Genomic DNA, 21,362 nt, shown 5'->3' on the forward strand with positions numbered 1-21,362 from the left:
TAGAGCCATTACCTGACAGGTAGTTATGTCTACATCATTGAGCTGGTTTGCCGTTGGGGCGGGTAAAATCACCCTGGGAGCCAGACCCACAGCTGACTATATGCACGCGTTGCGAAAACAGGGCGTTACGCATATTGCCACTATTCAAACATCAGAAGAAAACAAACCTGAATTAAAAGCAGACGTTACCGCTGCTGCTATGCATTGGTTGTGGTTGCCGTTTAACGTGTCTGATATTTTTGTGCAAAACGACACGGAAAAAGCGTTTTTACAACAGTATTTACTGGAAGTGGCGCAAACATTAAAAGAGGGCGGCCGGGTGTATTTGCATTGTGACGGCACCTGCGAGCGTTGCAGGTTGTTCCTGTATGCGCTGTGTATTTACCTGAAAATACCTGCCAGCAGCGCTTACGCTATTGTACATAGTTTCGGTGCCGACAAAGCAAATCAGCTTTCGCGCCGGGAACTGCAACAAGCCGCAGCGATTGTTTAAACGAACAAAAAGATTCTATGGTGGGTTATTCCGGCACTGTAACCTGAATGCCCTGACCATTGCACAGTTGTGTGAGTGGGCTAATGGCCGGAGCAGGCAGCGCAATGTACATGGTTACTTCATTGGCATATTCGCAGTGGTCTACTACTCCCTGATGTTCGTTAACCACATGGCGCACAAATTGTTCGTGACGAAAATCAGCCCTAACCAGTACCTTGCTCAGGGTAACCTGCTCTTTTACCGTTAGGTTTTCCATTACCTGCTGGGCGGCTGACGAATAAGCCCGCACCAATCCGCCTGCTCCCAGTTTAATCCCGCCAAAGTAGCGCGTTACAATGATGGTGATATCGCCCACGCCTTTGTGTTGTAGCACGTTTAATATGGGCTTGCCTGCTGTGCCGCTGGGTTCGCCGTCGTCAGACATTGCGGCACTCGCCGGTGAGTGCGGATTGCCTAGTAAATAAGCCCAGCAATGATGGCGCGCGTCGGGGTATTGCTCGCGTTTACCGGCAAGGTATTGCATGGCCGTTTCGCGGTCTGGTGTGTATGCCGCAAAGGCAAAGAACTTACTCTTTTTTACTTCAAAGAGTAATTCTAAAGGAGTGTCTGGAACGGGATATGACATAGTGGGCGTAGTGTACACGCTTTTGGCGCGGTGCGGAATGTGTGGCCGCTATGGGTAATAAGCCAAATCTGAAGTTTGTTTGCGTAGGCCCCGGGGTTGCGATTATTTAGATCTCGGCCTGTTAGAGTAGGCCCCGGGTCAAGCCCGGGGTGACGGGAGGGGGGGATCTCCGCAGTTTGCCTCGTCATCCCCGCTACTTTATTCGTCATCCCGCTACTTTATTCGTCATCCCCGCGAAAGCGGGGATCTTGTTTGGCATCGGCACGTTGTTTGCGTAGGCCCTGGGGTTTCGATTATTTAGATCTCGGTCTGTTAGAGTAGGTCCCGGGTCAGGCCCGGGATGACAGGGGATCTTGAATGGCATCGGCACGTTGTTTGAGTAGATCCCGGGACGAGCCAGGGATGACTGAGGCTCTTGTGTGGCTCGGTAACGCTGTGGTATTACATACGGCGTTTATGCGCCATGCATTCCACTTCCAGCATGGAGCCCATAGCCAGGCCGTCTACGCCAAATGCACTGCGGGCCGGTAAGCTGCCTTTCGAAAAATATTGCACGTATACTTTGTTAAAATCGGGCCATTGCGCAATGTCGTCAATCATCACTGTGCATTTGAATACGTCTTCCATATCCAGGCCAATACTGTTGAGTGCGTTTTTAATGTTCTTCATTACCTGATGCGACTGATCGGTAATATTGTCGGCCAGTTTTCCGTTTTCATCGGCGGCAATCTGACCCGACAAATACACTATGTTGTCTACCTGGGTAGCCAACGAAAAAGGCATGTTAGGGTTGGGGTGAGGGTATCGTTTTAAGCCTGCTGATGCCGAGGCGCTCAGACTAAAAATTAAACACATCAGGGTTAACTTTATTAAGTTCACCTTGTACTCCTGTCGTTATGTTTTTATGTATTGTTGAGCGAAATATTGACGCTTGGTTACCTATGTTTGCTCAGGGTGCGGCAAACAACAAGGTTACGCAGTGTTATTTGGGCCAAACAACCGAATTTTGCGGTTATTCGCACCCGACCAAATTACGTCGGGTGCAAATGCGCCAAATGAAAGCGGTTACTTGTTATCGTAGCGCGCTTCGTATCGCAGAATCCTGCTGTTGGGATCGGCTATTACTACATCAAAGGGTGAAATAGACAACGTTACTGGCGAGGTTAAATCCAGTGTTTGTAGTTTGCCATTTACCGACACTTCCAGCGGCATTGGAAATGCCATATCACCTGGCGTTTTCCAGGCAAACGTAACGCTGTCTTGCGTACGGGTTTCTGTTAGTTCGGGTAAGGCTGGCTGATACAGGTAAACATTAAAGAACCAGTCCAGGTTTTGTCCGGTGCGTTTGTTCACAATATCAATGAAGTCCTGGGTATTGCGATACAGCGTGGAAAAATTCCCTGGTTGGGGTGAGTCTGTGCCGTAAACCAGTTCGCGTACTGAACTAAAGAAAGCCTCATCGCCAATCAGGTTGCGCAGTGTGTGTATGATCCACGAGCCTTTGTAGTAAATATCGAGTGCGGGGCCCACGCCGCGTTCGTATACCTGCTCAACTTCCAACAGTTTATTTGACACAATCGGGTGGGTGTTAATTAACCCTTTGCGCTGATTGTTCAGGTAGGTTTTATACGCCACATCGCCCGACAAATACTGGGCAAATAACGGCTGCATGTAGCTGCCAAGCCCTTCGTGGATCCACATGTGATCCCAGTTGTCGTTGGTTACCTGGTTGCCAAAATACTCGTGGGCAAATTCGTGCTGTAATAACCAGTCGAAACCAAATTCATCCTTCTTGTATTCGTTGCCATAGGCGTTAATGGTTTGGTGCTCCATACCCAGGTGCGGGGTTTGCACGACGCCGACTTTTTCATTGCCAAACGGGTAGGGACCAATCATTCGCTCGAAAAACGTGAGCATAGTAGGAATTTCATCGAACAGCACTTTTGCCTGCTGCTCTTTGCCTGGTAAATGGTAGTACACCACCGGGTAGCTGTTGCCATAAATGCTGTTGTACGTGGTTTCCAGTTTTTCGTAAGGCGCAATGTTGAGCGCAATTCCATAAGTGTTGTGCGCTGAACGGGTTTGCCAGTGGTAAGTGCGTGTATCGCCATTGTCGGCTACGTTCACTAACACGCCGTTACTGGCTGCCACCAACGGCTTGGCCACGGTAATGTGTAAATCCGTTTGCGCGGGTTCACCAAAGGGCTGGTCAATACATGGCCAGAACAGGTCGCAACCTTCGCCCTGCACGGCTGTGGCTAACCAATTCTCGCCTTCAGGTGTTTTTTCCCACATCACCCCGCCGTCCCAGGGGGCGCGAACCGGGATGCGCGGCTGACCTTTATACACAATGGTAACGGTGAGTGGGAAGGATACGGCCGACACCGGGGTAATTTGTAATTCTCCCCCCAAATTGCGGTACTGAGTATCGGCCAGGAAGTCGCCATTTACTGCTACGCTTTCTATGGTAAACACGCTATCAAGATCCACAGAGAAGGCTTCTCTGCTGCCTTGGCCTTCCAGTGTGAGTGTGGCATTGCCCATTAGCACTTTGTTACTAAAATCAAAGGCAAAAGATAAGTCAGCATGCTTCACGCTGAGCCCTTGTTGTAATTCGGCTACGTCACCACCACTTTTTAAACTGTAGGGAGTGGATTCCGGCCCACTGCTGGTTTGCAGCGTCTGGTTGCTGCCACAGGCAGACAGGGTGGCAATAGATACGGCCAGTGCTATGGCGGTTAGCTGTTTAATGCGGGTGTTAACCATGAACTATCTCTGTTGTTGTTATGTACGCCAGAGTATACAAAATTGATGTGTAAACAAGGTCAGGATAGGGTCAATTCCCGAAAATTTCTGGTAGAGGGCAGGTATGCTGCAAAGAATCAGCTGGTAGTTATTAATATCCCGTCTGACGCAGTTACCTCAAACGGGATAGTGGGATTATTCAAACAGCTCGCCGCGTAAGTCTTCTAAGGTGCTTAGCGTGTGCTCTTTGAGCAGTGTTTTAACTTTTTTAGATTCTCTGTTCATCCATGCGTCAAATATTTCCTGGTGTTCCCGGAAAGCGTCGGCTTCGCGATCAGGCGGATCAAGGTGTCTGCGCACATAACGTTCCGACAACAGGTGTACTTTAGTTAACAGCTCCTGCGTGATCTTGCGGTTGGCCGGTGCTGTTAAGGCCAGGTGAAACTCGCGATTAACGGTTACTGCCTGAGGAGAAATTTCGTACGCCATACTTTGTAAGCGTTTAAATATTTCTTCTACTTTTTGCCTGTCCTGCTGGGTGGCGCGTTTACAGCCCTGAGCGGCGGCTTCTGGTTCAAGTGTCTTGCGTAACTGAAACACATCTTCGGCTTCTGCCAGGCTAATTGGCCTGACAATAAATCCTCTGTTGGGATGTGAAATAAGCAAACCGTCTTGTTCTAACCGGGTCAGGGCTTCACGAAGCGGTATTTTACTCACGCCTAAATCCTGAGAGAGTGCGTCCTGACGAATGGGTTTTGCCGGGAACATGACATTGGCAAGTATCCGCTCACGAATGATTTCGTAAGCTTGTTCCGACAAGGTTTTAACCACAATTGACATCTATAAATTACTCCTAAGGAGAGTTTTTCTATTATCTTTTTTGTTATCGGCGACTGCACGAAATTGTGCGTTAAACACCATGTCATACAGTATACCATTTGAAAGTGAGTTACACGGCTATATGGTCTAAGTGGTTTATTTTTGAACAGTTGTGAATGATTTTTTTAGATTTGAAGGTATTTCGCAGTAATTTTTCATTCATTTATCGAATTTCCTGGGTAGAAATTTCCCTATTTGGGGGGAGCGTAAGCACATTTAGTTAGTAACTAACCTGTAAAACGCGGTGGGCAATAAATAGACTAAATTTGTTTAATGTTTAAACAAATTGATGTATAAAAGGCAGCTAATATTTGTTGCAATAATTACTTTGGCGACAAGTTATAAAACGTAACGACAGTCACGCCGTAGTGAAATGGATGCCACAAGCCGTTCCGGTGTTAAAAAATCGAATAATACTAAGCAAATAGCGTTGCTATTAAAGCGTTGTAGCGCGGTAAAACGGGCGAAATACAAATGGATAAAGCATCCTGGGAAGCGATCGGGCCTACCTGGCAGGATCGCAGTACTAAATTAAAGCAAATCATTGATATGCAAACCGCCATTGCCAAAGTTGGCATGGATTTATCATCGGTAATGCACCATATAGTGGAGTATTGCTGTGAACTGCTCAAATGCGACGGTGCTGCAATAGAGCTGCGCGAAGACAACCATATGGTATATCGGGCAACCAGTGGGATTGCAAATGCCCATTCCGGATTGCGATTGCCATTAAATGAGAGTTTGTCTGGATACAGTGTAAAAACGGGTGAACTGCAACTGTGCAATGATGTTGAACAGGATCCTCGTGTAAATTTAGCTGCCTGCCAGACCCAGGGCATTGAATCTATGCTGCTCATTCCTCTTGAACACTCCGGTGATTTTGTTGGCGTATTGAAAGTTCTGTCGCGTAAGAAGCACTATTTCACTATGGAACACGCTGCCATTCTGCGTCTGGTGTCGGAGCAGGTGGCGGCATCGATGTATTTTTGCCTGCGTTACTTACCAGATAACCTGGTCTATCAGGCTACCCACGACAGTCTCACCCAATTGAAAAACCGCTCTGCCTTTATGGAACGTTTGCGCCGGGAAGTACACGTAAATGGCTGTCGCTATCAGCATCGATTTGGCCTGATGATTATCGACATGAATGGCTTAAAACGGGTAAACGACGAATTTGGCCATCGGGCTGGCGACGCGATGCTGGGCGAAATGGCCAGACGCTTACAAAACACCTTCAGACCTACCGATCTGATAGCCCGCATAGGCGGCGACGAGTTTGGTGTTGTGGTGAGTAATATTCAAACCAGCGAGGCGCTTACCAGCGCTTCACAGCGCTTGAATGCTGAATTAGCGGCACCGCACAAATGTCATGGAAAGGAATTGAGCCTGAGTGCTTCGGTTGGCAGTGCCGCCTATCCGGATGATGCAAAACATGTTGAGCAGTTAATAGAGGTTGCCGATCAGCGAATGTATCAGCGCAAGCGTGCACATTACCAACAAGAATTTGCATAAATTTATAAATTACAATGGGTTGAAATGTTTTTTGCATTTACTGTACCGAAGGGTAAAATATGCAAAAGTAGTGGTAGCAGGAAACCTTTGTGACAAGTGGCCGTAAACGTGAATTTGACGCTGAAGTAGCGCTTGAAGCTGCCATGCAAGTATTTTGGCAAAAAGGCTATGCCGGGGCGTCGCTGGCCGATTTAATTGAAGGTATGGGCATTAACAAACCCAGTATGTACCGGGCGTTTGGCAATAAAGAGGCCTTGTTTGTGCAGGCCACACAGCGGTATCTTGAAACCCGCATGCAGCCCCATTTACAACTGCTGCAAGAAACGCAAGTACCATTGCGCGAGCGTATTAAAAAACACATGATGTCTATTATTTCCATGCAATGTAACGCGGAGCATGCTAAAGGCTGTTATCTGGTGTTATGTCAGTCTGAAATGATCAGCGGAAATGTGCCACCGGAAGCTGCTGAAATACTGGCTAAAGCCGATGCCTTGCCAAAGCAATTGTACACCGCGTTGTTCTCAGAATCACCCGAAGCGGTGGCGGCAGGCTTGCATTCACATGCTGAAGCGAATGCTCTGGCCCTATATACCTTACTTAAAGGCACCGCGTCCATGGCGCGCTGCGGTGCTGGGATAGCAGAGTTGGAATTCGCCGTAGACAGCATGCTAGATGGCTTATTTCAGCGCGATACCAAGCTCTCCTAGATGACTCACTTCCACCGTTGGCTGGATATCCCAAGGATCAAACACCATTTGCGGGCTGCGTTTAACCCATGCGGTTTGTAGCCCGCATTCGCTCGCCCCAATGACATCAAAAGGGTTACTTGAAATGAGCCAGGTTCGGTTGGCCGGGCAGTTAACCGAGTGCAGTAAATATTGGTAAATAGTTGGGTCGGGCTTAAACGTAGAAACGGCATCGGCCGTGATCACATTCGTAAAATACCCATCAATACCGGCATGCAATAGCAGGCTGTCTACTGCGACTTTTTCGCCGTTTGAAAATGCTACCAGTGTGTATTTCTCAGCCAACGTCTTCAGTGCTGGCTGTACATCAGTAAATGCGGGTAACCTCAAATACTTAGTCAGCAAGGTTTGTTGCTGTTCATTGCTCAAGGCTATTTGCAATTGCTGGCAGGTAAATGTCAGTGCTTGTGCTGTGCACAATGAAAACGGTTGATAGCGGCGCATAAGCCCGCGTCTGAACGAGTATTCAAGCTGTTTGTTTCGCCAGGTATGAGAAAACAACTCTGCTTTGTCACCCACCAGTAATGCCAGATCTGCCAACAGGCCATGGGTATCAATAAGTGTGCCGTACACATCAAATGCCAATACTGATTTCATCGTTATCTTCTCACTCGTCAGGTAGTCAGCTAAAAGTTGTTTGACTTTAACTTACCGATCGGTACAATTCAAATTTCTTTACGTACCGATTGGTACAAAATAGTTTAAAATAAGGAAACAGCAATGACATCTCTCACCATTCACACGATTGAATCCGCCCCTGAAGCCAGTAAACCTATGCTGGAAGAATCAGTGAAGGCCTTTGGTATGTTGCCGAATTTGCATGGCATTATGGCCGCATCTCCTCAGGTATTGGAAGGCTACAAAGCACTGCATGATTTATTTCAAAAAACGTCTTTTAATGCAGAAGAGTTAACCGTTGTATGGCAAACCATTAATGTTGAACATGGCTGCCATTACTGTGTGCCAGCACATACTGCAATTGCCCATGCGATGAAAGTGAGTGCAGAATTGACCGAGGCATTGCGCAATCAACAGCCAATGCCAACGGCAAAGTTGCAGGCGCTACAGGATATGACACTGTTAATAACCCGCAACCGGGGTGTGGTGTCGGCTACTGAATTGGACGCCTTTTATTCTGCTGGCTATGAAGAGCGCCATGTACTGGAAATTATTATGGGATTGGCGCAAAAAGTAATGAGTAATTACATTAACCACATTGGTCATACGCCGGTGGATGCGCCGTTTGCAAAGTTTAACTGGACTAAATAGTTTTTGCGCCAGCACTTTATTATTACCAATACGGCCGGATGTTACCGGCCGTATTGCTTAACGGGGTCGGCTGGATACTCGCAATCTGCGGTTTTCGCGTCAGCATTTACCACATACCAATTATGGCGATGTGCAAAGCCTACCTCAATCGCTTGTTCTGCGTTAAAACAGCTTTGTTGCAACTGCTCATCGGCCAGTAAAAGGTATCGCTTGCCGTCGCCATCTAGCCATTGATTCGCTCCCTGAAGCTGCACGTTTGTTGGTGTGTGATAGCCAAAGTGTGTTACCGGATAGGGTGAAAATAGAATGAATTGCTCCGCAAATTCAACCAGCGCAATCTGCGAATCATCAGGTATGTGTTGCTGCATACTGGCGAACACTGATTCGGGCGTGCGTATCGGGCCCATCAGGTGGTACCCCCAGGTGCTGTACAATATCCATAATCCACTAATGAGTATGGGCCAGCTCTTCCACATCGCTTGCCGGTATCCCACCAATAACGACACTGCACCTAACAATGCGGCAGTGATGAAAAAGCCTGCTGTATCTACATCGTAATCGGCCAGTGCGCGTTTTATCCAGTGCGCGTCGACTAATGCGCTAATACCTGCTGTAGCGAAAATCACAGTGAGCACGGCACATAAGCCAAATATCAATCTACTTAACCCACGGCGGCAAAGTAGCTCTGTGCAATAGGGCGCGGCAATTAACGCTAGCATAGGTACGGCGGGCATAATATAGACGCCGCGTTTACCCGGACTCAGGCTAAAGAAAAGGAGTAACAGAACTATCCAGCCTGCGGGGAGCAGAATACGGGCGTCCATTTGCCGGATGGCCCGCCACCATTTGGGGACCAGCCAGGGTAAAGCCACACTAACAGGCAGCCAGAATACGGGGATCACCGAAGTCAGGTAATACCAAAATGGTTTGATATGGTGCCAGGAGTCGGCGTAGCGGGTAACCGTTTGTTTAAACAGAATGTTATCGCGATACGCATGAAACGCAGGATTGTCGCTAACCGACACCAGGTAGTACATGGGGACAAACCACAGGGAAATTGCAAACAGCATAACCACCGGCCCAAGCCACCATTTTAACGCGGTTGCCCGGTAGGGACGCATTATCAGTGTGTTTTTAGTTTTTATGCGATAAAGCCAGTAGGGCACCAGCATAAGCGCGGGTAAAAAGCCCACGCCTTTTGTTATTACGCCCAGCCCCATGGAAAACCAGGCCAGGTAGTACCAGCGCCATAAGCCGTCGGTAAGCATAAAGCGCAATAAGCCATAGCAACCAAGGGTGATAAAGGCGCATACCAACGCGTCGATTTGAGCCGTTTTGGCTTGCAAGGTAAATTGCACAGTAAACAGCATTAACAAGCCGGCAATAAAGCCGGTGTTCACGTTCCATAAGCGACGGCCCAGATCGTAAACCAGCCATACGGTGGCAAGTCCTGCCAGTGCTGAGGGTAACAAAAATGCCAGTTTCAGATTGCCAGTGAGGGCATAAAACATCGCAATGGCCCACATAAAGACCGGGGGTTTATCAGGGTATATCTCGCCTCCCCGCATGGGGAAAAACCACTGGCCGGTATCTACCATATCGCGGGCGATAAGGGCAAAACGGGGTTCATCTGCAGGCCAGGGATCGCGAAGTCCTAATCCGGTTAAAATCAGGAGTGCGGCGAATGACAGTAATACAACGAGAGGGTACGCCTGATATACGGCAGGCGCTGCCATAGAGGGTGATTTCATCATACAGACTGCGAAGGTGATGTCGTGGAGGCGGCGCTGACTGATGTAGTGGTGTTGGATGAGGATACGCCAAGTCGCTCGGCTTTATATTGCTTATACAAATAAACCCCAAGTAGGGTAGATAAACCAAGCATGCCCACGCTTAAGCCAATTTTCCAGTAGGATTGCACCAGAATACCTTTGCCCATGAGTGCAAAAATAGCCATTTGCGGAATATAGCCAATCATTGAGCCGGTTATAAATACCCTGGCCGGTACATGACTTACACCCGCCACCAGGTTGGTAGCAAGATTATTTCCAAACGGCATCAGGCGGATAACGATGGTCATCAGAAAAGGCTTGATAGCAACGAAGTTGTCGAGTCTGGCAATTTTGCTGGCGTATTTTCTGCGTAAGGTACGTCGCGCAAACGTGCGGGAAAAGGCAAATACTGCGGCGCAGCTAACTGTTGTGCCAATCAGCGAGTACACCAACCCTTCACCGAATCCAAAGGCGTAACCAGCTAAAAATGCAGTAAGCTGACGCGGCAAGCCAATAGCAGTTAATGCGCCAGCCATGCCAACAAAATAGGCAATCCCCACCCAGCCGTTATTGCGTGTATTGACATCCACCCAATCCTGATTGAACGCCGCAACCGCAGGTAAATGTCGCACGAGTTCACTTACACCCACACAGGCAAGCAAGATAAACAGCAAATACACACTGTTTTTCACCATGGGTTGGAACTTATGTTTATTCATCTTCAAACACAACCTGCGCAATTTTGGCGCGTCTTTGTAGCCATAACACGCCAAACATATCAACTATGCCCACCCATAATCGGCTTAACATGGTGTAATTGGATGTGCCGTGTCTGCGATCGCGATGATTCACCGGGACCACTCGAATTTCACCGCCCTGGCGTTTTACCAGTGCAGGAATAAAGCGATGCATGTGATCAAAATACGGTAATTTCAGGAATGTCTCGCGAGGAAACAGCTTAATCCCACAGCCGGAATCAGGCGTGTCATCGTTTAGAAAACGACTGCGAATGCCATTTGCAATGCGGGATTGGAATCGTTTCCATGCGGTATCTTTGCGTTTTTTTCGGTAACCGGCAATACAAAAACACTGGGAAGAAGAGAAGGACTTTGCGGCGTCCAGTAATGCCGGGATATCAGCGGGATCGTTTTGACCATCGGCGTCGAGGGTAACAATCAGCTCGCCTTTGGCATGGTACACGCCGGTGTGCACAGCAGTGCTTTGACCTACAGAACAGGCATGTTTTAACACACGTAACTGGGGAAAACGACTCAGTGCCAGCGAACGTAGTACATGATAGGTGTTATCTGTGCTGCCGTCATCGACATAAATAACTTCAAAGGGGCAGTCGCTCCCCAAAGCAGCAACGATCTCACTGACCAGTGGTTCAATATTGTCCTGCTCATTTTTGGCAGGGATAACGACAGAAAGCAAAACGGCCACACTCTTATCTTTTTTATGTGCCTCAACTATAAAGAGGCAACCTTAAGGTAGGCTTAAGGTAGGATATATAAAACCATTTGTCTAATTACGAAACCAATCGTATTTGCTCGCGCAACCAGCGAATCGCTTCATCCTGCTCACTATTTTCATGCCAGTACATGTCGATATCCAGCCCTGGCAAGGTTACCGGGAGCGCAACAATTTCTAATGTTTCATCAAGCAATCCTTTTGCTATGGAAGTTGGAATAGTAAGTAAGTATTCGCTATTTTTTAATAAAAGCTTAGCGGTTTGATAGCTTTGGCAGCGCAATACCTGTTGGCGGTTAATACTTTGCTGTTGCAAATTGATGTCTTCAATAACCCGTCCGGTTGCCCGGTGACTCACCGTAATATGCTGGGCTGATAAATACTCCTCCTGTGTTAACGCTTTTTGATGGTGCCGACTGCGCAACACCACAAATTCGTCGGTGCTGAGTCGCTGATGTAACACGGGTTTGGATAACGGTAGTGCAACGTCAATGGCGATATCGGCCTGCCCGGTAGCCAGATGTCGGCTAATGTTGGGGCGATCCAGCGGGCGGCAGGCCAATTGCACATTAGGGGCAAGCGAGCGCATGCGGGTGAACAGCGCAGGAATAAACAAGGGTTCTAGTGCATCGTGGATCATAATGTTAAACCGCTGTTCACTGCTGGCAGGGTCAAATCGGGTAAATTGCTGTACCGCCATGCGCAACCCGTTCAAATGCGAGAGTAACAATGGCGCAATACGTCGGCACAGGCTGGTGGGTTGCACACGCGACGCTTTGCGTTCAAACAGGGGATCGTTCATATGCTCGCGTAATCGCTTTACGGCATGACTAATGGCCGACGGCGTGATAAACAGGCGCTCTGCGGCGCGTGTCATGTTTTGTTCTTCGTAAAGCGCTTCAAAAATTTTAAGAAGATTGAGATCCAACTGTTGAAGAGGTTTGTCTGGCATAGTGTGTACTGTGAATTAAATTCATAGTTTGAATGTACTGAATTTCACTTCATTCATCAAATGCAACTGGTTAGACTTGTTAACAAATAAACAACAAGCCGGTTGTGACCTTATGAATTTTGAGCACAGTGAAAGAAGCCGCGAGTACGTGGCTCGCGTCAGTGAATTTATGCAGCGTTACGTGCTGCCAAATGAAGCCCGCATCATGCAGGACAACCATGCGAATAATGGACATGGCAACTGGCGGCAGTGGCAGCTCAATCCCACCGTGCAGGAATTAAAAAACAAGGCCAAAGTTGAAGGACTGTGGAATTTATTTTTACCTGACGCAACGTTAGGGCAAGGGCTAAGTTGCGTGGATTACGCACCCGTGGCAGAAGCCATGGGGCAAAGCTTGCTGGCGCCAGAGATTTTCAACTGCAATGCGCCCGATACCGGTAACATGGAAGTGTTGTATCACTTTGGCAGCGAAGAGCAGAAAGCCCGTTGGTTAACGCCGTTGCTAAATGGCGAAATTCGCTCGGTGTTTGGTATGACCGAGCCCGACGTAGCGTCTTCCGACGCCACCAATATGCAGGTTACCATAACACCAGACGGCGATGAGTTGATTATAAATGGCAGTAAATGGTGGACAACCGGTTTAGGCCACCCCAATGCCAGAATTGCCATTGTGATGGGGCTATCTAACCCAGACGCAGAAAAACACAGCCGCCACAGTATGGTACTGGTGCCGCTGGATACCCCCGGACTCACGATTAAACGCATGCTAACCGCATACGGCGACTACGATGCCCCTTATGGTCATGGCGAAATGCATTTTGACAACGTGAGGGTACCTGCTTCACACATTATTATGGGGCTGGGGAAAGGTTTTGCCATTGCCCAGGGGCGTTTAGGACCTGGCAGAGTACATCATTGTATGCGCGCCATTGGCGCCGCAGAGCGCGCTTTGTCGTTAATGATTCGCCGCGGCGCTTCGCGGGTGGCGTTTGGGCAGCCGATTATCAAATTAGGCGGCAATTTAGAACGGGTGGCCGACGCCAGAATGCTTATTGATCAGGCCCGGTTACTTACACTAAGTGCCGCCTGGAAAATTGATAACGTTGGTGTAAAACAGGCCATGACCGAAATATCGGCCATTAAGGTGGTAGTGCCCAATATGCTGCAACAAGTGGTGGATATGGCTATTCAAATGCATGGTGGGGCGGGCATGTGTGGCGATCTCCCCTTGGCTGGGTTTGCTGCCATGGCCCGCAGTTTGCGATTGGCCGATGGACCGGATGAAGTGCATAAAGCCATGGTATCGCGTTTGGAACTGGCGAAATACAAAACCGCTGACGCCGCGAAATAACCGGGCTAACAAGGAGTAAGACTATGCAGCAACGTGTGGTAGTAACAGGCGGCGCGTCGGGACTGGGCAGAGCACTCGCATTACGTTGGGCCAGGGCAGGTGCCGACATTGTGATTGCCGATATTCACGCCAAGCGTGGGCAGGAGGTAATAGCAGAGTTGACCGCGCTAGGGCGCCAAGCGTGGTATGTGCATTGTGACATTCGCAGCGACAGCGACGTTAAGGCACTGGTGGAGCGGGTAAGTGAAATCTGGCCGTCGGTAGATTTACTCGTTAATAACGCAGGGGTAGCAACCGCAGGAAGCCTGATAGAAGAAGATATAGAACAATGGGCCTGGGTACTCGATATTAACGTACTTGGCGCGGTAAGAATGACCCGGGCCATGCTACCCTTGCTAAAATCGCAAGGCGGTGGCTACCTGCTCAATGTGGCATCTCAGGCGGGGATTACTGCTGCGCCGGTAATGGCATCGTATAACGCCAGCAAAGCCGCGATTGTAAGTTTTTCTGAAACCATGAAACTGGAACTGATTGATGCCAGGATTGGTGTCAGTGTGTTGTGTCCGGGCTTTTTTAAAACCAACCTCGATGAGTCAGTGCGCAGTGCAAACCCGGCCATGAAAGGCGTGGTGACGCGGCTGCTCGACAAAGCGCAAATTGGCGCCGATGACGTTGCGAACTGTGCGTTCGACGGTGTGCAGGCCGGGCAATTTATGTTGCTGAGCCATAAAGAAGGGAAAAAAGCTTACCGCATCAAACGCTGGTTCCCGGAGTATTACTTTAAAATGATGGCCGACCACACCAAACGGTTACGAAAAATGGGGCAATAACACACAATGACTACACCCTACGTAGACAAAGCGGGATCGGTAAGAGCAGGCGAAAACCTGCCGGTTGAGCCGGTACACGCCTGGTTAACGCAACAGGTAAATGGCCTGTCGGGTTTGCCCGAGGTAACTCAGTATTCAGGCGGAGCGTCGAACTGGACGTACTGCCTGAGTTATCCCGAAGCCGAATTCATTTTGCGAAGGGCACCGGCGGGCACCAAGGCTAAAGGGGCACACGATATGGGCCGCGAATTTCGTCTTCAGCAGGCCCTGAAACCGGTATATCACTATGTACCCGCTATGGTGGGGTATTGTAACGACGACAGCCTGATTGGCAGTGATTTTTACGTAATGGAAAAAATCACCGGCGTGATCCCGCGCAAGCATTTTCCCCGCGGTCTTGAAGTCACCGAAGCGCAAAGCCAGCAACTGTGTAAAAACATGTTCGACAGTCTGATTGCACTGCACAGTGTTGATTACAAATCAGCGGGACTTGAGCATCTGGGCAAGGGCGAAGGTTATACCGAACGGCAAATCAGCGGCTGGCGGTCCCGTTATCAGAAAGCCAAAACCTGGAACGTGCCGTCGGGCAACAAGGTTATTCGCTGGTTGGAGAACAACCTGCCGACAAAAGAACATATTTGCTTAACCCACAATGACTTCAGACTGGATAACCTGGTACTGGATCCCAACGATATTACCCGCATTATGGCAGTACTTGATTGGGAACTGGCTACCCTGGGCGATCCGCTTATGGATCTGGGTAATACGCTGGCTTATTGGGTAGAGCCCGGTGATGATTTTATGGCGCAAATGACCCGTCGCCAGCCCACGCACCTGCCCGGTATGATGAGTCGCAAAGAGATTGTCGAATATTACATGTCGAGCATGTCGCTGGATGTGGATGATTTTCGCTTTTACGAAGTGTACGGGTTGTTCAGGCTCGCGGCGATTGCCCAGCAAATTTACTACCGTTACCATCACAAACAAACCCGCAACCCGGCGTTTAAGCGCTTTTGGTTGTTTGTGCATTATTTATTGTGGCGCTGTGAGCGTGCCATTAAGGGTAAGTAGCCAATGAGTTGCGTATATTTACTGCGCCACGGGCAGGCCAGCTTTGAAGCCGATGATTACGATGCGCTGTCTGCGTTAGGCGAACAGCAAGCCCGGCGCACTGGCGAAGACTGGTTGCGCCGGGGGATAGCGTTTGATCAGATAGTGTGTGGCGGCATGCAGCGTCATGGCCAAACACTCAGTGCCTTACAGCAAGGTTTTTCAAAAGCGTTACCCAACGCGCCAATTAACCCTGACTGGAATGAGATTGATCATCACAGTGTACTGGGCGGATTTGACACAAGACTGGCAACCGCCGCGAGTATGCGTAAGTATTTAATGGCTCAGCCACATCCCGAAAAAGCGTTTTTAACTGTGTTTACTCAGGCGGTAACACGCTGGCAAAGTGGGCAATACGACGCGGATTACACCGAGAGCTGGAGCGCGTTTAAAGGGCGGGTGATATCGGCACTGGATACGACGTTCGCTGGATTAGAAAAAGGCCAGCAAGCGCTGGTAGTTACCTCGGGCGGGCCGATTGCACTGGTAGTTGCCAGCCTGATGCAGCTCCCTGAAACGAATTGGTTTAACCTTAACTGGACGTTGGTGAATACGGGGATCACAAAAATCCTGCGCACTGGGGGCCGGTTAATGGTGTCGTCGGTAAACGAACATCAGCATTTGGACACGCCGTCCAGCGGTTCACTGATCACTTACAAATAAAGAGAATAACAATGCGTAACAATATTTTGATCACCGGCGCAAGTTCAGGACTCGGCCATGGGATGGCGATAGAATTTGCCAAACAGGGCTGTAATCTGGCGCTGTGTGCCCGGCGCGCAGACCGACTGGAAGCCCTAAAATCGCAGTTGCAGGTCATTAATCCGGGTATAAAGGTATTTATTCGTTCGCTGGATGTGGATGATCACGAGGCTGTGTTTGATGTGTTTAAAGCCTTTCGCGACGACATGGGCAGCCTGGACCGGGTAATAGTGAATGCCGGTATGGGCAAAGGCGCGTCAATCGGTACCGGCTATTTTCATGCGAATAAGCAAACCGCGGTCACTAACTTTGTGTCGGCGATAGCGCAATGCGAAGCGGCAATGGAAATTTTTCGCGAGCAAAACGCCGGTCATCTGGTGACGATTTCCTCTATTAGTGCGGTGCGCGGATTTCGCAGAGCCATGACTGTGTATGCTGCTACCAAAGCGGCGATCACTTCATTGTCGGAAGGCATTCGCATTGATGTTCGCAACACACCCATTAAGGTCACGTGTATTCATCCTGGTTTTATTCGCAGCGAAATAAACGAAAAGGTAAAAAAAGTGCCGTTTATTGTGGATACCGAAACGGGCTGCAAAGCCATGGTAAAAGCCATCAACAAAGAAAAGGCAAACAGCTATGTACCCACCTGGCCCTGGGCCTGGTTGCACTGGATTTTGCGTATTGCGCCGCAAAGCTGGATTGCCAAAATGAGCTAATCTGGTTCAGTTTAAAAATGATAAAAGAAACCCGCCAACAGGCGGGTTTCTTAATGCTTTGAATAAAGCAGGAATTACATTCTGTAACGCACACCCAGGGAGAAGGTGCGGTCGCGAATGTAGGTATCACGAGGATACAAACGGGCATCGGCTGCAGAGTCGCCGCCGAAGTAATCGTTGGCAACGTCATCGGCCAGGTTAGTGCCGTCGAAGCTGATGGTCAGGTTCTCATTTACGTCGTAGTTCACTGAGAAGTCCAGTGAGCTGATTGCTTCGTGAATCACTGAGCTACCAGGCTGGTCGCCAGCTTCATTGAAGCTGCCGTACCATTCGCTACGCCAGTTGTAAGCCAGACGAACGTTCAGGCCATCGCGCTCATACATCAGGATGGCGTTGTAAGACTTGTCTGATACGTTTGGCAGCGGCTCCATAACGCCAGCTGCGTTTTCCGCTTCGTGATCCATTAACGTGGTGTTCAGTTGAATACCCAGGCCGTCGAGCATATCAGGCAGGTTTTCGAAGAACTGGGTATAAGCCAGCTCAACCCCTTCCAGGGAACCCGCGCCACTGTTTACCGGGCGGGTAATGGAGAACTCGTTACCATTGATAGTTTCAGGTATCGCAACGTATTTCACGTAACCGTCGATATCGCGGTAGAACACGGTTGCGGTTAATGAACTGGCTTCGCCAAAGTACCATTCTGCTGCCAGATCGTAGTTTTGCGACTCCACGGCATCCAGTTCAGGGTTGCCGCCATTACCGTAGCCCAGTGTACCCGTTTCTGAGGGCAGGAAGTAAGTTGCACTTGGGTTGAGGTCTGCAAAGTTCGGACGGTTGATGGTCTTGCCATAAGCGGCACGAACATAAAGCTCGTCGGTAACCTGAAGACGCATGTTCACGGCAGGTAATACCTGGGTTGAACTGGTGTTTACCGTAATTGGCGTTACTACACCATCAGTGATACTGTTACCGTTGAGTTCTGATTCCAGCTTCACTACGCGCACACCCGCTTCACCGTCTAACAGCATGTCGCCAATGTCTGTCGAGAAGTTAGCCTGAGCGTAAATCGCATAGTTGTTTTCAGTGTTGTCGTAGTAGCGTGCTGGCAGGAAGTCCGGATCGGCGCGTGAATAACCCATTGCCTCACGGATATCACCACGGTTGGCTAACAAGTACGACGCGTTAGGCGTTAACCACTGGGTGTTGTTTAGCGATGTAACGTCGCTCATGTAGCCAGCCGGTGAGTAATCTTCCAGTCCCGGGAATTCAGTAAGCAGCACGTCGCGACCAGAGATATTGCCACGGCCACCGGTATCGGCTTCCTGATTAAAGGCTGAGCGCTCATTAACGCGTAAGCCAACTTCAACAGAGTGGATCCAGGAATCCAATGCAATGTTCGCATCCAGTGTCCAGTCAATGGCATCACCTTCCTGATGACCCAGGCTGTCAAAGTTAGTCCACAGGTAGTACTGGCTGAGATCAGTCATATCATAAGGCTGACCACTTGCATCAAGAATTTGTACGTCAGAAATGCCTGCGCCGTTTTTGTCGAAATCATAGATGATGGTGTCGGCAAAAAACGCTAAATCAAGAATAAAGCCTTTGTTGTTGGCCTCTGTGTCGGTGTAAGCCAGGTCTGATTTAATCGTCACATGGTCGAACAGCCATTCGCCGCCCAGTGCAAACTGGTAGGTTTCTGATTCATTAAAGAACGACTGGTTACTGGTAATGGTACCCGGCGCATCAGGGCGAACCACAGATTGCGCCACGTTAGAGCCTTCTTTATATGACTCAACATAGCCATTGCCCCAACCACCCCAGCTAGGAATAGGTACCCAGAAGTTCAGTTGGCTGTTTTGCTCGTATTTCACACCAAACACGTCAAAGTAATAGGTGCTGTTGCTGTCAGGTGCAAACTGGAAGGTGGCGTTAAAGGAATCACGAGTGCGATCACCGTAACGGAAATAACCACCAATCACATTCGGTGCCAGCGCTGGCTCACCAGCCACATTGAGTGGTGCTGAATTCGGGTTGTTTACAACTGAATCTGGCAGTGTAAAGGGCGCAGTAACAAAGTTTACCTGGTCCTGGAAGTCACTGCTCTGATGAGACACGCTTAACATGGCGCCAAAGCGGCCATTGCTGTTATCCCAGTTGTTATTCAGGGTAACACTGCCAATCGGGTTCCATGACTCAGCTTCATCACTGTAGACATAACGCAAACCGCCTGCCGCAGAGAAACCATCGTCAAAATCAAATGGTTTACGCAGTTGGATATCGATGCTACCTGCGATACCACCTTCGATATCAGAAGCGCTGATCGATTTCTTTACGTCAACCGAGTAAACCAGATCGGCTGGCACATCGGTCAGAGACAAAGAGCGGCCGGTTGTAGTGAAGATATTGCGACCGTTCATTGTGGTAACGATGTCTGGTAAGCCGCGAATTAATACCTGAGCCACTTCTCCGTTCGTGCGCGAAACCTGAATACCCGTTACGCGCTGAAGTGCTGCCGCTACGCTGTTGTCAGGTAATTTACCGATGTCCTCGGCAACAATAAGATCAGAGATAGTCGACGCATTCATTTTCATATTTTGCGCGGAGTTTAAGCTGGCTTTAACCCCACGTACGTCGATGATTTCAATAGTGTCTTCGGAAGCTTGATTGGTGTCCTGAGCATACAATGACTGAGAGGCTAATGCCGCAAGAATGGCACTTGCTACCTGTGCACGTTTAAACATGTATCTTCTCCAAGATTGTTTGTAGTTGCGCAACACTCACGGTAAACCACTGCTGGTGATGAGCGTAGGGTTGCACTGAGTAAGGTTTACGACATCCCGATGTCGGGGGCCGCACATGGTTTTGTTATTATTATGGGGGAAGGATAGTATTGTATGATAATAGTACAGTCAACATTTCATTAACGATTTCTGCTTTTAAATAAGCGAAATTTAGTTAATTTGATTTTTTGTTGATATTAATCAATATCTTGAGGTTTTTGTTTTTGATGAGTTTTAAAGTGAATATTACGAAAATTTAAAGATTAACGATTTTTTATACTCAATTCGTTAATTATTTGTATAACCAATGGGAGGGTGTTTAGACTGGTATATAGCAATCTGCTCGGCTGATAATTCCACAGCCAATTGCTAACTGTCTATTTGTTCAAAGTGGTTTCGAACGTGCATGACGTGGGCAAGGGCATATTCGTGTTTGTTCAACGAACCATACGCAAAATGATCGGCCAGCGGGCCTTCATAGTGCTGAAAGCGTTTTAGCGAAGTCATCAACTGCGCAATGGCCTCATCGGGAGACAGCGTTATGGGCGCATCGGGTGCACCAGGAATCGTTTCTTCCAGGTTGTGGGTCATTTCTCGTTTGGCGGCAAAAACTGAAAAAGCAGCAGCGCCCAACGTTGATTTAAACCAATCGGGTTTATGCTGAGGGTAGCCACTGATGGAATAATCCACACTTTGCGCCATGTGATAAAACGTTTGGGCAACTGACCAACGGGTGTCTGAACGGAGCTTGCTGGCGTCCAGCGAGGCCAGAAAATCCAGTAATGCCTGAATACTCAGATCGTCCTGATTAGCGGGTTGGCTCAGCCAGAAACTTCCACCTGCTATTCCAATGGCACCGCAGGACAGCGCAGAAATAAGAAAAGTACGTCGGTTCATAAGGTGTATGTTTTGCATAAAGTAGAGCGAAACAGTATGACAATTGGGACGATCTGTATAGTACTGATGATGTCGGATGGATAAACTTTTCGTGAAATTCAGTTATATTCACTCGCATAGACGATTGCCCTTATCTGGAGGCTGCTCATGAAAGACGCCGATCGCGCAAGTATTATTAAAGCCAGCTGGAAACTACACGATTTGGTTGAGTCGGCATACTTTACTCACCCGGCATCCAAAGGCAGCCCGGATTGGCAGGAAAAGCAGCGTTTGTTGCTGGCCGATATGGCACTGCATTTACTGCAAACGTCGGTAAAACCAGGCGAGATTGATTTGCAAAAGCTCACCAACAACGTGCACGCTATTCTGACTATCTCTGATCAGTTCTTACCCCACGTTGGACTGAAAGCGGCAACCGCATCTTTATACGAGCCTGTTGAGCCGTAATCTGCTCAACGGGTCGTTTCCGCGCGTCTTGCTTAGCCTGGCCTTGCCCGGGCTTTTTTCTAT

The 21,362-nt window shown here is 48.8% G+C and carries 21 protein-coding genes; 10 read left to right on the top strand and 11 right to left on the bottom strand.

The annotated features are described in order from the left end of the window. Window positions 1-25 precede the first annotated feature (25 nt). A complete protein-coding gene (locus ACLR2L_RS05925) occupies window positions 26-493 on the top strand; it encodes a hypothetical protein (RefSeq protein WP_140961616.1) in 468 nt (155 codons plus the stop codon). A gap of 25 nt (window positions 494-518) precedes the next feature. On the opposite strand, the gene ACLR2L_RS05930 is transcribed toward ACLR2L_RS05925, so the two are convergent. The 4 genes from ACLR2L_RS05930 to ACLR2L_RS05945 form a co-directional block, all read right to left on the bottom strand. Then, entirely contained in the window at window positions 519-1,118 is a 600-nt protein-coding gene (locus ACLR2L_RS05930) for an IMPACT family protein (RefSeq protein WP_413366524.1), read from the bottom strand. Window positions 1,119-1,559: 441 nt separating this feature from the next. Then, on the bottom strand, window positions 1,560-1,997 hold the full coding sequence (locus tag ACLR2L_RS05935) for a RidA family protein (protein WP_255438942.1): 438 nt from the start codon (window positions 1,995-1,997) through the stop codon (window positions 1,560-1,562). A gap of 186 nt (window positions 1,998-2,183) precedes the next feature. Further along, window positions 2,184-3,884, bottom strand: coding sequence for a M1 family metallopeptidase (locus tag ACLR2L_RS05940; RefSeq protein WP_413366527.1), 1,701 nt, complete (start codon window positions 3,882-3,884; stop codon window positions 2,184-2,186). Window positions 3,885-4,058: 174 nt separating this feature from the next. After that, complete coding sequence (locus tag ACLR2L_RS05945) at window positions 4,059-4,703, bottom strand: GntR family transcriptional regulator (RefSeq protein ID WP_140956431.1); 645 nt, start codon at window positions 4,701-4,703, stop codon at window positions 4,059-4,061. Window positions 4,704-5,216: 513 nt separating this feature from the next. Between ACLR2L_RS05945 and ACLR2L_RS05950 the strand changes: the two genes are divergently transcribed. Together ACLR2L_RS05950 and ACLR2L_RS05955 are read left to right on the top strand one after the other, a co-directional pair. Next, window positions 5,217-6,254, top strand: a complete 1,038-nt coding sequence (locus ACLR2L_RS05950) for a diguanylate cyclase domain-containing protein (protein ID WP_413366529.1) — start codon at window positions 5,217-5,219, stop codon at window positions 6,252-6,254. Between the two features lie 89 nt (window positions 6,255-6,343). Then, window positions 6,344-6,961 (top strand): TetR/AcrR family transcriptional regulator, encoded by a 618-nt coding sequence (locus tag ACLR2L_RS05955; protein ID WP_413366531.1) that lies wholly within the window; start codon window positions 6,344-6,346, stop codon window positions 6,959-6,961. Here the strand turns inward: ACLR2L_RS05955 and ACLR2L_RS05960 are convergent. Continuing rightward, window positions 6,932-7,597 (bottom strand): haloacid dehalogenase type II, encoded by a 666-nt coding sequence (locus tag ACLR2L_RS05960; RefSeq protein ID WP_413366533.1) that lies wholly within the window; start codon window positions 7,595-7,597, stop codon window positions 6,932-6,934. The two genes, ACLR2L_RS05955 and ACLR2L_RS05960, sit on opposite strands and share 30 nt — an antisense overlap. A gap of 123 nt (window positions 7,598-7,720) precedes the next feature. Between ACLR2L_RS05960 and ACLR2L_RS05965 the strand changes: the two genes are divergently transcribed. Further along, entirely contained in the window at window positions 7,721-8,269 is a 549-nt protein-coding gene (locus ACLR2L_RS05965; protein ID WP_413366535.1) for a carboxymuconolactone decarboxylase family protein, read from the top strand. Between the two features lie 41 nt (window positions 8,270-8,310). Here the strand turns inward: ACLR2L_RS05965 and ACLR2L_RS05970 are convergent, their stop codons facing one another. The 4 genes from ACLR2L_RS05970 to ACLR2L_RS05985 all read right to left on the bottom strand — a co-directional run bounded on the left by ACLR2L_RS05970 (window position 8,311) and on the right by ACLR2L_RS05985 (window position 12,463). Continuing rightward, the gene (locus ACLR2L_RS05970; RefSeq protein WP_413366537.1) at window positions 8,311-10,023 is read right to left on the bottom strand and encodes an ArnT family glycosyltransferase; all 1,713 of its coding nucleotides are present in this window, start codon (window positions 10,021-10,023) and stop codon (window positions 8,311-8,313) included. Then, complete coding sequence (locus ACLR2L_RS05975) at window positions 10,020-10,760, bottom strand: TVP38/TMEM64 family protein (protein ID WP_413366539.1); 741 nt, start codon at window positions 10,758-10,760, stop codon at window positions 10,020-10,022. The genes ACLR2L_RS05970 and ACLR2L_RS05975 overlap by 4 nt, the downstream gene beginning before the upstream one ends. Next, on the bottom strand, window positions 10,753-11,475 hold the full coding sequence (locus ACLR2L_RS05980) for a glycosyltransferase family 2 protein (RefSeq protein WP_413366611.1): 723 nt from the start codon (window positions 11,473-11,475) through the stop codon (window positions 10,753-10,755). Before ACLR2L_RS05980 ends, ACLR2L_RS05975 begins: the two co-directional genes overlap by 8 nt. A 94-nt stretch (window positions 11,476-11,569) precedes the next feature. Continuing rightward, complete coding sequence (locus ACLR2L_RS05985) at window positions 11,570-12,463, bottom strand: LysR family transcriptional regulator (RefSeq protein ID WP_413366541.1); 894 nt, start codon at window positions 12,461-12,463, stop codon at window positions 11,570-11,572. A gap of 112 nt (window positions 12,464-12,575) precedes the next feature. Between ACLR2L_RS05985 and ACLR2L_RS05990 the strand changes: the two genes are divergently transcribed. The 5 genes from ACLR2L_RS05990 to ACLR2L_RS06010 are packed head-to-tail and all read left to right on the top strand — an operon-like array spanning window position 12,576 to window position 17,175. Next, window positions 12,576-13,814, top strand: coding sequence for an acyl-CoA dehydrogenase family protein (locus ACLR2L_RS05990; protein WP_413366543.1), 1,239 nt, complete (start codon window positions 12,576-12,578; stop codon window positions 13,812-13,814). A gap of 23 nt (window positions 13,815-13,837) precedes the next feature. Next, window positions 13,838-14,644 (top strand): SDR family oxidoreductase, encoded by an 807-nt coding sequence (locus ACLR2L_RS05995; protein WP_413366545.1) that lies wholly within the window; start codon window positions 13,838-13,840, stop codon window positions 14,642-14,644. Window positions 14,645-14,650: 6 nt separating this feature from the next. Beyond that, window positions 14,651-15,715 (top strand): phosphotransferase family protein, encoded by a 1,065-nt coding sequence (locus tag ACLR2L_RS06000; protein WP_413366547.1) that lies wholly within the window; start codon window positions 14,651-14,653, stop codon window positions 15,713-15,715. Window positions 15,716-15,718: 3 nt separating this feature from the next. Continuing rightward, window positions 15,719-16,417, top strand: a complete 699-nt coding sequence (locus tag ACLR2L_RS06005) for a histidine phosphatase family protein (protein ID WP_413366549.1) — start codon at window positions 15,719-15,721, stop codon at window positions 16,415-16,417. An 11-nt stretch (window positions 16,418-16,428) separates the two neighbouring features. After that, complete coding sequence (locus tag ACLR2L_RS06010; RefSeq protein WP_140956419.1) at window positions 16,429-17,175, top strand: SDR family oxidoreductase; 747 nt, start codon at window positions 16,429-16,431, stop codon at window positions 17,173-17,175. Window positions 17,176-17,249: 74 nt separating this feature from the next. Here the strand turns inward: ACLR2L_RS06010 and ACLR2L_RS06015 are convergent, their stop codons facing one another. Then, window positions 17,250-19,916: a TonB-dependent receptor gene (locus tag ACLR2L_RS06015; protein ID WP_413366551.1), complete on the bottom strand. Its 2,667-nt coding sequence runs from the start codon at window positions 19,914-19,916 to the stop codon at window positions 17,250-17,252. 408 nt (window positions 19,917-20,324) lie between these two features. Further along, window positions 20,325-20,852 carry a DUF1569 domain-containing protein gene (locus ACLR2L_RS06020; protein ID WP_413366553.1) on the bottom strand — a complete coding sequence of 176 codons (528 nt, stop codon included), beginning with the start codon at window positions 20,850-20,852 and terminating at the stop codon, window positions 20,325-20,327. A 147-nt stretch (window positions 20,853-20,999) separates the two neighbouring features. Between ACLR2L_RS06020 and ACLR2L_RS06025 the strand changes: the two genes are divergently transcribed. Continuing rightward, window positions 21,000-21,299 (top strand): hypothetical protein, encoded by a 300-nt coding sequence (locus ACLR2L_RS06025; RefSeq protein WP_413366555.1) that lies wholly within the window; start codon window positions 21,000-21,002, stop codon window positions 21,297-21,299. Window positions 21,300-21,362 lie beyond the last annotated feature (63 nt).

This window comes from Alteromonas sp. AMM-1 (assembly GCF_047290655.1).
GTDB classification, from domain to species: domain Bacteria; phylum Pseudomonadota; class Gammaproteobacteria; order Enterobacterales; family Alteromonadaceae; genus Alteromonas; species Alteromonas mangrovi.

What these genes read in the sequence shown, in the direction of transcription:
- ACLR2L_RS05925 (WP_140961616.1), top strand. Translation starts at nt 26, where the DNA reads ATGTCTACATCATTGAGCTGGTTTGCCGTTGGGGCGGGTAAAATCACC.
- ACLR2L_RS05930 (WP_413366524.1), bottom strand. Translation starts at nt 1,118, where the DNA reads ATGTCATATCCCGTTCCAGACACTCCTTTAGAATTACTCTTTGAAGTA.
- ACLR2L_RS05940 (WP_413366527.1), bottom strand. Translation starts at nt 3,884, where the DNA reads ATGGTTAACACCCGCATTAAACAGCTAACCGCCATAGCACTGGCCGTA.
- ACLR2L_RS05945 (WP_140956431.1), bottom strand. Translation starts at nt 4,703, where the DNA reads ATGTCAATTGTGGTTAAAACCTTGTCGGAACAAGCTTACGAAATCATT.
- ACLR2L_RS05950 (WP_413366529.1), top strand. Translation starts at nt 5,217, where the DNA reads ATGGATAAAGCATCCTGGGAAGCGATCGGGCCTACCTGGCAGGATCGC.
- ACLR2L_RS05960 (WP_413366533.1), bottom strand. Translation starts at nt 7,597, where the DNA reads ATGAAATCAGTATTGGCATTTGATGTGTACGGCACACTTATTGATACC.
- ACLR2L_RS05965 (WP_413366535.1), top strand. Translation starts at nt 7,721, where the DNA reads ATGACATCTCTCACCATTCACACGATTGAATCCGCCCCTGAAGCCAGT.
- ACLR2L_RS05970 (WP_413366537.1), bottom strand. Translation starts at nt 10,023, where the DNA reads ATGATGAAATCACCCTCTATGGCAGCGCCTGCCGTATATCAGGCGTAC.
- ACLR2L_RS05975 (WP_413366539.1), bottom strand. Translation starts at nt 10,760, where the DNA reads ATGAATAAACATAAGTTCCAACCCATGGTGAAAAACAGTGTGTATTTG.
- ACLR2L_RS05985 (WP_413366541.1), bottom strand. Translation starts at nt 12,463, where the DNA reads ATGCCAGACAAACCTCTTCAACAGTTGGATCTCAATCTTCTTAAAATT.
- ACLR2L_RS05990 (WP_413366543.1), top strand. Translation starts at nt 12,576, where the DNA reads ATGAATTTTGAGCACAGTGAAAGAAGCCGCGAGTACGTGGCTCGCGTC.
- ACLR2L_RS05995 (WP_413366545.1), top strand. Translation starts at nt 13,838, where the DNA reads ATGCAGCAACGTGTGGTAGTAACAGGCGGCGCGTCGGGACTGGGCAGA.
- ACLR2L_RS06000 (WP_413366547.1), top strand. Translation starts at nt 14,651, where the DNA reads ATGACTACACCCTACGTAGACAAAGCGGGATCGGTAAGAGCAGGCGAA.
- ACLR2L_RS06005 (WP_413366549.1), top strand. Translation starts at nt 15,719, where the DNA reads ATGAGTTGCGTATATTTACTGCGCCACGGGCAGGCCAGCTTTGAAGCC.
- ACLR2L_RS06010 (WP_140956419.1), top strand. Translation starts at nt 16,429, where the DNA reads ATGCGTAACAATATTTTGATCACCGGCGCAAGTTCAGGACTCGGCCAT.
- ACLR2L_RS06015 (WP_413366551.1), bottom strand. Translation starts at nt 19,916, where the DNA reads ATGTTTAAACGTGCACAGGTAGCAAGTGCCATTCTTGCGGCATTAGCC.
- ACLR2L_RS06020 (WP_413366553.1), bottom strand. Translation starts at nt 20,852, where the DNA reads ATGAACCGACGTACTTTTCTTATTTCTGCGCTGTCCTGCGGTGCCATT.
- ACLR2L_RS06025 (WP_413366555.1), top strand. Translation starts at nt 21,000, where the DNA reads ATGAAAGACGCCGATCGCGCAAGTATTATTAAAGCCAGCTGGAAACTA.